Genomic DNA, 13,875 nt, shown 5'->3' on the forward strand with positions numbered 1-13,875 from the left:
TATTTGTTGACTACTTTGTTAGCCAATGACTGTAATTAGTCAAAATTCGGGGGTAGCAAAAAATGAATGAAGGATTGGAGTTGATTGTTCGTTCCATACTCATTGGGGTTGGGGCGACAGTTGTCATGGATCTTTGGGCTGTTTTCGTCAAACGCTTTTTCGGTATTCCTTCGCTGAACTATAGTATGGTGGGACGCTGGATCGGCCATATGCCAAAAGGCCAGTTTACTCATCAAAGTATTATGCAGGCTGAACCTGTGAAAGGAGAAAGCGGAATTGGCTGGTTTGCCCACTATTTGATAGGCGTCATTTTTGCGGGCGTTCTATTGCTTATCTATGGGTTGGACTGGGCAAAAAACCCGACGTTTCTTCCGGCAATAATTGTAGGGATCATTTCTGTAGTAGCACCATTCTTCATTATGCAACCAAGTTTTGGAATGGGCGTGGCTGCATCCAAAACTCCCGCTCCCAACACAGCCAGACTGAGAAGCTTAATGGCACATACTTCTTATGGTATCGGCCTTTATTTAGCTTCGCTACTTTTTAGCCATTTCCTGTAATTTGCTCGTTTAAGGCAAAACGTAGGCCGTTAATCACGGTTGCAAACATTCATAATTAATAATAGCGCTGCATTGATAAACAGCGCTATTAATTATTCCCCCACGATTAATCCCTTTCTAATTAATTCAGTTAAATTACACTCTTAATTCTCACTTATTTATTCTTATCATTAACGATCATTACAATGATTTATTTCTCCCCCCAATATTACAATAATAATTAAATTAATATAAAAACTTGCCTCGCAATAAAAAACAAAACGGAAAATAAACATACTAATCAATCAATTATGATAATTACCCATATCATCTACAATATAACAATTATTGTTCATTCAATATCGTTATTAGATATAAATCATGGTTATAAAAATGTTGAAATTACGTAACCATAGAAATACTATCCAATGAAATTTGGAATATCAGAAAGTCAAGTTCTAAAAGAAACATCCATCGTATTTCAAGTTGCATCTTTGTTGATGGCAATCAGGGATATATTCCCTTGCTTTCTAGACGCAACTCGAAATCCACGGGGTATAGAAAGTTAGCGTGTCATTTATTCTAAGAACTATTCATATCCTTTATATCTAACCAACCGCTCCAGCTATATTTTGGCCTGTTTGATTTTGATCCTCAAAAATCATCGCAAACAACTAAACACAACAGCGAACAGAGAAACCGCTATTTCTCAGTTACATGTAGGAGATAATGTATGCAACATTTTCTCATGGCATTACAAGGATCTGGATTACAAGTTTCTGTTTCTCCTGAATTATCTGAACTAGAAAATAAAAATACAGACACAGAAACTTCTCAATTGATACAACAGATCCAAGGAATACTCCGGAATGTATTACCATTGAATGCACCACTCCCAATGACATTACAAACCGAAGCCCCTGAAACAACAGATTTTCCATTAACGGATATTCAATATGCTTATTTAATTGGCCGTAATCCCGGTTTGGAACTGGGAGGATTAACCAGTTGCCTATATACCGAATGGAATATGAGTTCGGTGAATATCAAGGCACTGAACGATGCCCTGAATAAGGTCATTGAGTATCACCCTATGTTACGGGCGACGCTATCTTCCGGCGGCCAGCAGCAAATTTTACCGATGCCATTAATCTATGACATCCCGATCCAAGATGGCAGGGCATGGTCAGCATCAGAAAAAGAAGAAAGGCTGGCAATGATCCGTCAGGAAATGGAAAACCAATTATTGCCCGTCGATAAAGCCCCCACATTCGATATACGGGCTACGATGCTCAATGATGGCTTAACCCGCCTGCATCTCTATTTCGATTTAATGTTTGTGGATATACATAGCGTCCACGTGATCCTGCGTGACTGGTGGCGGGTGTACCAAGGCAATGAATTACGTGTTTTACCGGCAGGTACGGATTTTCGCAGTTATGTCAAATCAGAGCGCTACTTGCAGGGGCAGTCGCAAGGGCTGCAAGACAAAGCCTATTGGGAGCAGCAATTCGATAATCTTCCCCCATCACCTGAATTGCCATTGAAGAATGTTCCTGAACTGATCTCGCGGCCTTCATTCAAACGTTACAGTCGAAAAATCGCCGCTGAGACATTGCTGGCTCTCAAGAAAAAAGCGCAATTACACAAGCTGACGCTGGAGTCTGTTCTACTCGGCCTGTATGCAGAAGTGCTGAGCCAATGGTCAAAACGCCAGACTTTTACCCTGACAATTACCCAATTTGGCCGGCGCGCCTATTTTGAGGATATTGAGAACATTGTCGGCAACTTCCTGCAACCGATGTTGTTGGGAATACAAGGCACTGACAAAGAAAGCCTGAATGAACGTTTAGTCCAGATCCAAACCGACCTGATGATGAATCGTTGGCACTCTTCCTACAATGGCATTCAGGTTCTTAGAGAATTGACCCGCCGCAATCACGGCAATCGGGCGGCAGCGGCTCCCGTAGTATTCAGCAACACGCTGACAGCACATTTAGAAGATGTTGTTACCGATATGGGCTGGACGGCAGCGACTCAAGTTTATAGCAGTAACCAGACGCCGCAAGTCTGGCTGGAAAATCAAATTGCGCGTGCGGATGGCCTTGTCCAAATTAACTGGAACACGGTCAGCGAGCTATTCCCTGACGGTCTGGTTGAATCCATGCTCGATGCCTATATGGCACTCATCAAAACCTGTGCCGAAGAGGATTCCGCTTGGGATCAAGCGAAGTCATTAGTACAACTGCCTGAATCAGATCTGACAGAACGCATTCAGGCCAACGCAACAAACATGAATTTTGAGCTTAAGCTTCTGCATGAAATGGTCTTGCAGAGCGCAGCCAAATTCCCTGATTCCATTGCGCTTGTTCAAGGCGATCATCAGGTAACCTACTCTGAAATGGTGGGCAAAGCCAATGCCATCGCGCAGCAGATCCGCGCCGCTGTCCAGATTAAGCCCAATGATATTATTGCGGTTTCCATGCCACAAAGCCCTGATTTGGTTATTGGGCTATTGGGCGCGCTCATGTCAGGGGCTGCCTACGTGGCAATTGATCCACAACTGCCTGCCGAACGCCGCATGAGCCTACTTAGCCGTTGTGCCGCAAAATGCATTATCACCACCAGCACCCTGTTTAAACATGATGAATATCCCCATTTACCCCGGCTCAATTTGGATGAATGCCTCACGCCGGATGTCATGGATGTAGGGGAAATAAACTCCCTGCAAGGGTTGGATGATCTGGCTTATGTCATCTTCACCTCTGGCTCAACCGGAGAGCCAAAAGGTGTTATGGCCTCCCATCGCAATGCAGCAAATACGGTGTTTGATATTAACCACAAGTTCCACGTCACAGAAAAAGACACCGTGCTGTCTGTTGCGCCGGCGGGATTTGATTTGTCCGTCTATGACTATTTCGGATTATTGGGTGCAGGCGGAAAAGTCGTCTTCTCCATGCCAGAAACCGCCAATGACCCCAAAATCTGGCTGGAAACACTGATTAAACATCAAATTACTATCTGGGACAGTGTTCCTGCACCAGTAAAAGTGTTGGTGGACAGAAATGGCCCGGCACTGGCCGAAAGCCAACTGCGGCTTATCCTCATGAGCGGGGACTGGATACCGGTTGATCTTCCTGAACGCATCCGGGAAATGTTGCCGCATGCTGAAATAATCAGCCTTGGGGGAGCCACTGAAGGTTCAATCTGGTCGATACATTATCCGATAGAGGAAATTAACCAGAGCTGGAAAAGCATTCCTTACGGCAAGCCGCTGGCAAACCAGACCTTCCATGTTTTAAACAACTGGCTTCTCCCCTGCCCCAAATGGGTGACCGGAGAACTCTACATCGGTGGAGTTGGCGTAACTCAAGGTTATCTGGGCGATGCCGAAAAAACCGCGTTGCGCTTTATTACTCATCCCGTGACAGGCGAACGACTGTACAGAACAGGTGATCTGGGACGCTATATCTCAGGTGGATTGATAGAAATTCTGGGGCGCGAAGATAATCAGGTGAAAATCAATGGCTACCGCATTGAACTGGGTGAAATTGAAGCCTGTCTCCTGACCCATGAAAATGCCAGCCATGTTGTCATTGATGCTCCCGTCCATGCCAAAACCGGACAGCGGCACATTGTCTCCTATGTCGTCCCTGCGGCGGCAGAAACTTTACAGGAGCCAGCTCATTTTCAGGAACAGTTGCGGGAGATGGCCCGGAAAACGCTGCCTTCCTACATGGTGCCCAGCTATTACATTTTGCTGCCTCACATGCCACTGACCAGCAACGGCAAAATTGACCGCAAAGCACTGCCTATTCCTTGGTCTGACAGCGAAGAACATTCTGAAACTACTGTCACACCGGCTAACGAAATAGAAGCGAAGATCCTGAAACTCTGGCAGGCACAACTTCAGCATGAAGATTTTGATGTCACCGATGGTTTTTTTGATATTGGCGGTGATTCATTGCATGCCGTTGGCTTACTCAGTGCACTGAGGCAGGAATTTAAGATCACACCAGTTGGTGAACAGGACATCATCGAAGGGCTGTTCATGAATTCCAATATTCAGTCTTTCTCTCGCATCATCGAGACAATCGTTAAATCTCAAACGGCGGATGCATTATGACCCACAAATACACAGCGACCAGAATATACGAGTCCTACGATTACATTATCGTAGGGGGTGGCTCAGCAGGGTGTGTGGCAGCATCTCGCTTGTCTGAAAACAGCTCAACGTCCGTCTTGTTGATTGAAGCCGGTCACGATTCAGATGTCCATGATCTATCCAGCCCGCTCAGGGATGCATCAAGGCTGGTTCTGGAAGGATATAACTGGGACTACGCAGCCAATGTACGCAATGAGGAGAGGTTCGCCGACCTCATTCCTCCGGCATCTTCGCGGGAAGGCAATCAAGCCCCCCGTAAACATAAAGAGCGCAAGCCATTCAATTATCGGGTAGGAAAAGTACTCGGCGGCTCTTCCGCAGTGAATGGAGCCATCGCCCTGAGAGGATTTCCGAGTGATTTTGATTCATGGGCAAAAATGGGCTGCCCCAATTGGTCTTGGGAACAGGTTCTGCCTTGGTTCAAACATCTGGAAAATGATACCGACTTTATTGATGACGACAGGCATGGCTCGACAGGGCCAATGTGCCTGCGCAGACCACCGGGTGGAGAGATCCACCCTCTGGATATGGCTTTTGCCCATGCCTGTGAGCAATCCGGGGTGCCTTATGCCGAAGATCTGAATAGCGGAGAAGATCCCGCCGTCGGCCCTGTCCCGGCAAATGTCATCAATGGGGCAGAAAGAGTGGACGTTTACCGCTCTTACCTTGAACCCGTCCTCAGCCGGGAAAATCTGCACGTCATGACAGATGCACTGGTTACGCAAATTATTTTTGATGGCACACAGGCCACTGGCATCAAAGTCATTCAGGCAGGAAAAGAGCACATTTATCGGGCGAAACACATTGTTCTTTGCGCCGGTGCCATTGGCTCAGCCGCATTATTGCAGAGATCGGGGGTGGGTGATCCCGCTCATCTGGACGCATTGGGCATTCCGGTCGTGGCGGATGTCCCCGCCGTTGGCCGGAATTTAACTGACCATGCATCCGTGGTGCTGTGGGCACTGCCCAAAGCAGGCGTTTGTACAACAGGGTTGCCGTGGCGCCAAATCGCGGCGCGCATCAGTAGCGGCTATGACGAGAAAGTCGATGTTCAGATTGGCTTGCTGAACAATGTTGCCAGTGACACCGTGCCGGGATTCAGGGATCGCGTTGCTTATCCCATGTTGGTGGGTGCCTCTGTCATGCTGATGCGTCCACAAGCACTGGGGCGCGTATTTATCAGCAGTATCGACCCCACCGCACTGCCCGAAATTGATCTGCCCCTGACCCGTCATCCTGCTGATATTTCTCGGCTTGTGGGCGGCGTACGCAAAATTTGGGAAGTTTTGCGACATCCGGAGGTTGATGCCTTTCTGGATGGCATTCAGTTTTGGTCTCACTCCATGATTTATAACGACGAAATCATGAACAGCGCGATTAAAAACCTCGTCAATCCGGGCTGGCATGCTTCCGGAACACTCAGAATGGGAGCTGACGGCGATCCTGACTGTGCGACTCAAGAAGATGGGCAAGTACGTGGCATCACAGGGGTCACTGTTGCCGATGCATCCCTGTTCCCCGTCATCCCTTCCATGCCCACGAATCTGACGACCATCATGACCGCTGAGCGCATTGTCAGCTTCTTGATGGAAAAAGAAACTTCCCACGGGCGGAGGGCAAATGGACATTAATTGTAACCGGATCATTTATGCCTTTCCCCATGCGGGAGCGACAACAACAAGTTATCGCCCTTGGCTGAATAACCTGATGTCAACCAAAGAGGCACTCTTACAGCCCGTCGCCCTGCCCGGCAGAGGTCATCTGGCTAAAGAGCCAGAGATTCATGATCTCGATTTATTGGTAGAACGGCTGGCATCGGACATTTGGCATGATTTCCAGCAGCGGCAGGTTCAGGGGATCACAGAATGGATAACCTTTGGCCACAGTTTTGGCGGTGTACTGAGCATCGCCGTCGGCCATGCCTTGGTGAAAAACTATGGCATCTCTCCCCGGTTTGGCGTGGTGTCCTGCTCCGTCCCACCCCATCTTCAAAAAAAAGATGAGCGGCATCAATGGAGTGATGAGCAATTGATTCAGAAAACCAAAGAAGATAGAGGCACCCCTGACGCCATTTTGAACGAGCCTGCGCTGATAAAGCCATTCATCAAGCAATTGCGCAGTGATTATTTGATACGCAGCCAGTTTCCCCGGCTTGGCAATCTGCAAGTGGACTATCCACTGGTGTTGATTTCTGCCACCCATGACATTCATGTCTCTTTGTCGGACACGGAAGCCTGGAAACATCACACCACCCGCAATACTTCACTCATTCGTATTGAAGGGGATCACTTCGCTGTATATCAACACTGGGATGCTATCAAGCAAACACTGCTGACAAAGAATCTGGAGTAACTATGCGTATTGAGACTGAAAATTTGGACAACTACCGGAAATCCTGCCGTGAGTTTCTTGAACGTGAAATTGTACCTGATCATTCGGCATGGGAAGAAAACGGGCTGGTTGGGCGATCTTTCTGGGAAAAATTGGGGAAGTCAGGATTATTGGGCATCAGTGTCAGCCCTGAATTTGGCGGGCAAGGAAAACACGATTATCGATTCGCCGTGATCTTGACTGAAGAACTCATCAAATTGGGTGTAACCGTACCGGGGATCGTCGCCCACAATGATGTTGTTGCCAGTTACATTTTTGCTCTCGGCAACGCAGAGCAAAAAAAGAGGTGGCTGCCGGAATTATGCCTCGGCAAACAAGTGGCGGCCATTGCCATGACGGAGCCGGGCGGAGGTTCCAACACCGCAGATATCAAAACCGTGGCTGTACGACAAGGCGATAACTATGTGGTCAATGGTGGCAAAGCCTATATCACCAATGGCTTTAATGCGGATTTGATCGTCGTGGCGGTCAAAACGGATGAAGGACAGCAAGGCCAAGGCATCAGTCTGTTGGTTATCGAACGGGATATGCCCGGGTTTACCAGAGGAGAGCCGCTGAAAAAAATTGGCTGGAATGGCAGTGACACCGCCGAGCTTTTTTTCCATGACTGCAAAGTGCCTGCAACCAATTTACTCGGCCGTGAAAACCTCGGTAACTATTATTTTATGTCAGCAATGCCCCGCGAGCGTCTCAGTATCTCAACCGTGGCGGTTGCCAGCGCAGAGTATATCTTGCAGCACACGCTGGAATATGTGAAAGAAAGGAAAGCCTTCAATCAGCCCATCGGCTCTTTCCAATACAACCGTTTTATCCTCGCGCAATTGGATACCGAAGTGAAAATTGCCCGAATCTACCTTGATAACGCCATTGCTCTCTTCAACCAAGGCCTTTTCAGCTTGGTGGATGCCGCACGCATTAAATTGTGGACCACTGAATTGCAAATGAAAGTGGCAGATCGTTGCCTGCAATTACACGGAGGAATGGGATATATGCGCGATTCCGTTGCCGGTAAAAATTGGCTGAATAGCCGCGCTCAAACCATTTACGGCGGAACCAGCGAGGTGCTGCAAGAAATTATCAGTAAGTCCTTGGGGCTTTAGGCATTGTTCCGATGCACAAGCGCAGAGATATCTCGCTAAGTGGTTATGGATAAGTCTGACGCCCTCACATTTATATCGAAATTCTATTTGGGAGGAAATGTTGGCCATGAGTGAGAAGAATCGCATAACGTGCCAGATCCAATCGGTGGATGCCCATCAATGGAACTCCATTGTTTACCATTGGGCAAATGCCGAGAACTGGAACCTAAGTGCAGGCGATACGGCTCGTTTCTTTAATGTTGAGCCGAATGGTTTTTTTATTGTCTATCGCGATAATCAGCCCATCTCATCAATGTCGATGGTGAATTATTCGGATAGTTATGCGTTTGCCGGCAATTTCATTATCGCGCCGGAATTCCGTAACAACGTTTGTGGGGCAAAAGTCTGGGATCCGACTATTGCTTATGCAGAACACCGCACAATTGGTATGGATGGAAATTGGGACAGAACCCGGCTCTATGAAAAAAGAGGGTTTGCCATTCATCATCGCAACGTCCGGCTGTCTGGAGACATCACACGGAAAATTATCCCGCCAGCTGGCGCCGTTCCAATCACGCCAGACAATATTGACGAAGTTATCCAATATGACGCCGAATGTGTCGGCGTCCATCGGGGAGCATTACTTTTCGACTGGTTTTGGGGAAAAGAGCGTTATGGATTTTGTACCTATTCCCAAACGGGAATTTCTGGTGTTATCGGCATCAGGAGATCTTACGATGGCTACCGAATAGGGCCTTTTCACGCAGATAACTCAGAAGTGCTCGAAACACTCACCCTGACTGCACTGGCACTGGTTCCCACCGGGGAAAGTGTCTCAGTTGATATCCCCGAAACCAATGGCAACGATTTTCTCCTGCTGGCTCATGAGCATGGGCTGCGGAAGCTCTTCCACACATACCGAATGTACAAGGGCAACACCGTACCGAAAGGACGGCAGGATAAAGTCAAAGCCACTGCTTCTTTAGAGTTGGGCTGATGAATGCCCCGAAATCACCATGATTCGGGCTAATACTTCATTGAAATCATTAACGTATTGAGATGAGAGGTTATGTTATGGCAAATGAAACACCCACCTTATTTGAGTGGATGGGCGGCCGTGAGGTGCTCATGAAACTGATGACCACCTTTTATGCCAAGGTTGAACAAGATGAGCTGCTTGCCCCGCTGTTCAAAAATATGAAATCCGATCATCCAGGCCATGTTGCGATGTGGCTGGAAGAAGTGCTCGGTGGCGAAGAGCGCTATACCAATGAGCGTGGCGGATTCAAGGTCATGATAAGTCGTCACCGGGGCAGAAGTATCCAACCGGAACAACGGAAAAGATGGGTAGATTTGTTGATGCTGTCTGCCGATGAAGTCGGCCTGCCTTCCGATCCTGAATTTCGTGCGGCATTTGTCGGGTATATCGAGTGGGGTTCCCGCCGGGCTGAAGCAAATTCTCAACCTGATGCTGCGCCATCACGCCGTGAAACTGTACCCAAATGGGGTTGGGGAGATGCACCTCCGGGAACCCCTTAATTCCCCGAGTACTTGGAAAAAATCAGTGAGAGTGAGGTGAGCCCATGCTGTTGGCTATCAGTGACTTGCATGTATCCCATGCTGAAAACCGATTGATCGTTGAATCATTCAGACCATCCACATCGGATGATTGGCTCCTGCTGGCAGGCGATATTGCCGAACAGGAAGCCGATTTTATATGGGTCATAAGTACGCTGTCCCAACGGTTTTCACAAGTTGTCTGGACACCGGGCAACCATGAACTTTGGTGTACACCCAAAGATCTATTAAAGCTGCCCGGCGTGTTGCGCTATGAACATTTTGTCAACATCTGCCGACAATATAACGTGCTCACCCCCGAAGATGAGTTCCATAGCTATCACATGGGCGATGATACCCGCATCACCATCGCCCCTATTTTCACGCTATACGATTATTCGTTCAGAAATACCTTCGACTATACGGTTGATCAAGCCATAGAACGCGCCCGTCGTTGTGGCGTCATCAGTTCTGATGAGTTTTTCCTTAAAACCTATCCCTATAAAAATGTCGTTGATTGGTGCCGGGAACGCCTCCTGTACACCGAGAAACGTCTGAACGCTATTCCGGATGGTGAAAACATCATATTGATGAGCCATTTTCCGGTTATCCGCAAGCCACTCGAATCTTTACGGAATACCGAATTTTCCATTTGGTGCGGCAGCGAGAAAACGCACCAGTGGGCTTCAAGAAAAGGTGTGCGCATGGTGATATACGGCCATTTGCACATTCCTAACCTTGAATATATTCAAAACGTTGCACATGTAGAAGTTTCCTTGGGATATCCGCGAGAGTGGCAAAAACATCGGCGGCATTGTTACCTGAACGAGTTGGACGGGTTGCTGGATATATCAGCTTAGTATCGCAGACAACCTGTTTTCACTAATCAGACATTCCGCTAATCAGACATTCCATTAATAAGAGGCTAATTTACCCATGCAAAATGATGAAATGATCCAACAGGCAAAACCACGCATTCTCATTGGGGCAACTGGGTCAGTGGATATCACGCATCTTCCCAGATACCTGCAAACCATCAAGGCCAACATTGACTGTAGCTTAACGGTATTGATGACAAACAGTGCCACCCATTTTTTGCCGGCAGAAACTGTTGCGCTCTACGCGGATCGCGTGATCAGTGGAGAAAAACCGCAAGACTGGCCGACAGACAAACCTTCACGCATTGTTGCCGATCACGATCTCATGGCTGTTTTGCCGGCAACGGCCAATACACTTTCAACCGTAGCCCACGGCGGCGCCCCCAATCGTTTAACGACTGTCATTCTGGCCTCGACATTTCCAGTACTGTTTTTCCCGGTCATGGGAAGTGTAATGTGGGAAAAAAATGCGACACGCCGTAATATCACGCAATTGCGCGATGATGGCTATCATGTTATTGAACCGGTATGGCATGAAAATTTTGACGCATCACTGCAACGAATGGTAGGCCACCCTTCTTTGCCGGAGACTGAAACGGTGATGACTTTATTGAAACAATATCTGCCAACTTAACAATCCATTGATTTTGTGGAAGACAGTTGATTTAGTGGAAGTCAGGTGATTTAGTGGAAGAGTGTTCAGTAACCCTTACCCAATCGTCGCGTTAATCAACAGTTGGGATTTTGACTCTTCCCTCACCAACTCCTTGATAAAGAAATAATTATACCCTTCCGTGACGATTTCAAAAAAACTCACCCTAAATAATTTCATTTGAAAAATTGCAGAATAAATGCCTTTTAATATAGCATAAGTTTTATTTTCATCTACTCGATGTGCAGCGGAGTAACTGAAGGTAATCATAAAAATCTAATTTTATAACTATAAATCGGTAACTTATGTCACAACATCACAATCGTTCGTTAAATAAGCAAGACTATAAAACTCTGTCTTTGGCTTCTTTAGGTGGAGCTCTGGAGTTTTACGACTTTATAATCTTTGTCTTTTTTGCCGTTGTGCTTGGGGGGTTATTTTTCCCTGCAGATATCCCTGAATGGCTGAGACAACTGCAAACCTTCGGTATTTTTGCTGCCGGCTATCTGGCCCGCCCTTTAGGCGGGATCATCATGGCACATTTTGGTGATCTGATTGGACGCAAAAAAATGTTTTCACTCAGCATCCTGTTGATGGCTTTCCCTACGCTGTTCATCGGCATGCTGCCTACCTATGAATCCATTGGCATCGCTGCTCCCATACTGCTTCTTCTGATGCGTCTCATGCAAGGGGCAGCCATTGGTGGAGAAGTCCCCGGTGCATGGGTTTTTGTGGCGGAACATGTCCCCAAAAAACGCGTAGGGTTTGCCTGTGGTGTGCTGACCGCAGGGTTGACCATGGGCATTTTATTCGGCTCCCTCGTCGCCACCATAATTACTTCCGTATATACCAAACAAGAAGTACATGATTGGGCTTGGCGACTGCCATTTTTCCTCGGCGGGATTTTTGGCCTGTGTGCCATGTACCTGCGCCGCTGGCTGCATGAAACGCCGATTTTCAAAGAGATGCAGGCACACAAGACATTGTCGGAAGGACTGCCGTTAAAATCCGTGGTACTTAACCACAAGCGCGCCATTTCTATTTCTATGTTGCTTACATGGTTGCTGTCAGCGGGGATTATCATCATTATCTTGATGGCACCGACGTATATGCAAACCGTATTTCACCTAGAACAATCACTGACGTTAAAAGCCAATAGCCTGGCAATCATTTCGTTGGCGATTGGCTGTATATCTGTCGGGTATTTATGTGATAAATGGGGCGCGGGTATCGTACTGATTGTCGGCTGCATCCTGCTGGGCACCACAACTTGGTTTTTCTACCACAATATCAGCGCTGACCCGATAAAATTATTCAGTGCGTATTCCCTGACTGGGTTGATGGTTGGTGTCATCGGTGCAACACCATTCGTTATGGTGAATAGCTACCCATCAGAAATAAGGTTCAGCGGCATTTCATTTTCATATAATGTGGCTTACGCCATTTTTGGTGGACTGACGCCAGTGCTTGTTACCTTGCTGTCCAAATATACCCAACTGGCACCTGCCTACTACATCATCGCCTTATCGGTGGTCGGTGTTTTATTGGGGATTTATTTAAGAAGAAGAGACATCTGAGGAAAAAACGCGGGTTCAAGAAAAAAACACCCGAATAAATAAATGAAGGACAGGATGAGTATTGATGCTCATCCTGTCAGAAACAATTAAGCCTGTTTCACTTCACCAATTGGCAAAATAGTGCGGCCATATTGTTCATTTAGAACTTCAGCCATTGCCAGATAGAAAGCACTCGCACCACAAACAACGCCTTCAAAACCCGCAAAGACCAAAATATCCGCATTACCCGTAATGTTACCAATCGCCAACAGAGCGAACAGTAACGTCAGGCTGCCAAATACAAATTGCAGGACACGGTTAGCCTTGAACGTACCAAAGAACATAAACAGAGTGAATACGCCCCACAGACCAAGGTAAACACCGAGGAATTCTGGGCTTGTTGCTTCAGCCAGTCCCATTTTTGGCAGGAAAAGCACAGCAATCAGGCTCAACCAGAACATACCGTAAGAGGTAAATGCGGTTGCAGCAAACGTATTCCCTTTTTTGTATTCAAAAATACCGGCCAAGACCTGAGCCAAACCACCATAAAAAATACCCATGCTCAAAATAGCTGACGCCAATGGGAAAAAACCTGCGTTGTGCAAATTTAACAGAATGGTTGTCATGCCAAAACCCATCAACCCCAACGGGCCTGGATTCGCTAACTTATTAGAGTGCATAATTCCCCTAGGAAAAAAACAAATATACTTTTCGTCTTTCAAGTGAAAGCGTTGCTGGCTACCGCTTGAAATCCAATGGGTATAAAACAAAATAATTAAAAATTTTCCGGGGAAATTATTCCCCCGAGAAACCACAAAAGGCGGCGAATCATAATGTGATGGCACCAACTACACAATGCCCCGGCAAAAAAATTTTATTAAATCTCAATTTTTTTTCGCTGCCCCCCTTGATGATTAGATCAATGCCCCCATCTAAGTCTCAACTACAGTTACTACCGTTATTCAGGCATTAGCTGATACTTAAAGAATGAGGAATTTCTGGCAGACAGTGCCATTGAAAAGAAAATATCTGTCCTCATATAGCTAGTAACTTGACCG

11 protein-coding genes are annotated in these 13,875 nt (G+C 46.9%); 10 read left to right on the forward strand and 1 reads right to left on the reverse strand.

What is annotated here, in order from left to right:
• Positions 1 to 62 precede the first annotated feature (62 nt).
• The 10 genes from FE392_RS09140 to FE392_RS09185 all read left to right on the forward strand — a co-directional run bounded on the left by FE392_RS09140 (position 63) and on the right by FE392_RS09185 (position 12,838).
• A complete protein-coding gene (locus tag FE392_RS09140) occupies positions 63 to 560 on the forward strand; it encodes a DUF2938 domain-containing protein (protein ID WP_319929918.1) in 498 nt (165 codons plus the stop codon).
• Between the two features lie 712 nt (positions 561 to 1,272).
• A complete protein-coding gene (locus tag FE392_RS09145; protein ID WP_319929919.1) occupies positions 1,273 to 4,665 on the forward strand; it encodes a non-ribosomal peptide synthetase in 3,393 nt (1,130 codons plus the stop codon).
• Positions 4,662 to 6,335 carry a GMC family oxidoreductase gene (locus tag FE392_RS09150; protein WP_319929920.1) on the forward strand — a complete coding sequence of 558 codons (1,674 nt, stop codon included), beginning with the start codon at positions 4,662 to 4,664 and terminating at the stop codon, positions 6,333 to 6,335. Before FE392_RS09145 ends, FE392_RS09150 begins: the two co-directional genes overlap by 4 nt.
• Positions 6,325 to 7,056: a thioesterase II family protein gene (locus tag FE392_RS09155; protein ID WP_319929921.1), complete on the forward strand. Its 732-nt coding sequence runs from the start codon at positions 6,325 to 6,327 to the stop codon at positions 7,054 to 7,056. The genes FE392_RS09150 and FE392_RS09155 overlap by 11 nt, the downstream gene beginning before the upstream one ends.
• A gap of 2 nt (positions 7,057 to 7,058) precedes the next feature.
• Positions 7,059 to 8,195, forward strand: a complete 1,137-nt coding sequence (locus FE392_RS09160) for an acyl-CoA dehydrogenase family protein (RefSeq protein ID WP_319929922.1) — start codon at positions 7,059 to 7,061, stop codon at positions 8,193 to 8,195.
• A 106-nt stretch (positions 8,196 to 8,301) separates the two neighbouring features.
• Positions 8,302 to 9,171 (forward strand): GNAT family N-acetyltransferase, encoded by an 870-nt coding sequence (locus FE392_RS09165; protein ID WP_319929923.1) that lies wholly within the window; start codon positions 8,302 to 8,304, stop codon positions 9,169 to 9,171.
• A gap of 77 nt (positions 9,172 to 9,248) precedes the next feature.
• Entirely contained in the window at positions 9,249 to 9,713 is a 465-nt protein-coding gene (locus FE392_RS09170) for a group II truncated hemoglobin (RefSeq protein WP_092510349.1), read from the forward strand.
• Positions 9,714 to 9,757: 44 nt separating this feature from the next.
• Positions 9,758 to 10,591, forward strand: coding sequence for a metallophosphoesterase family protein (locus tag FE392_RS09175; protein ID WP_319929924.1), 834 nt, complete (start codon positions 9,758 to 9,760; stop codon positions 10,589 to 10,591).
• 76 nt (positions 10,592 to 10,667) lie between these two features.
• Complete coding sequence (locus FE392_RS09180; RefSeq protein WP_319929925.1) at positions 10,668 to 11,243, forward strand: flavoprotein; 576 nt, start codon at positions 10,668 to 10,670, stop codon at positions 11,241 to 11,243.
• 323 nt (positions 11,244 to 11,566) lie between these two features.
• Positions 11,567 to 12,838: an MFS transporter gene (locus FE392_RS09185; RefSeq protein WP_319929926.1), complete on the forward strand. Its 1,272-nt coding sequence runs from the start codon at positions 11,567 to 11,569 to the stop codon at positions 12,836 to 12,838.
• A gap of 86 nt (positions 12,839 to 12,924) precedes the next feature.
• Here FE392_RS09185 and satP read toward each other — a convergent pair whose 3' ends face one another.
• Complete coding sequence (satP, locus tag FE392_RS09190; RefSeq protein ID WP_319929927.1) at positions 12,925 to 13,497, reverse strand: acetate uptake transporter; 573 nt, start codon at positions 13,495 to 13,497, stop codon at positions 12,925 to 12,927.
• Positions 13,498 to 13,875: the final 378 nt, after the last annotated feature.

The sequence above is a fragment of the Xenorhabdus santafensis genome (assembly GCF_033949405.1).
GTDB classification, from domain to species: Bacteria; Pseudomonadota; Gammaproteobacteria; order Enterobacterales; family Enterobacteriaceae; genus Xenorhabdus; species Xenorhabdus santafensis.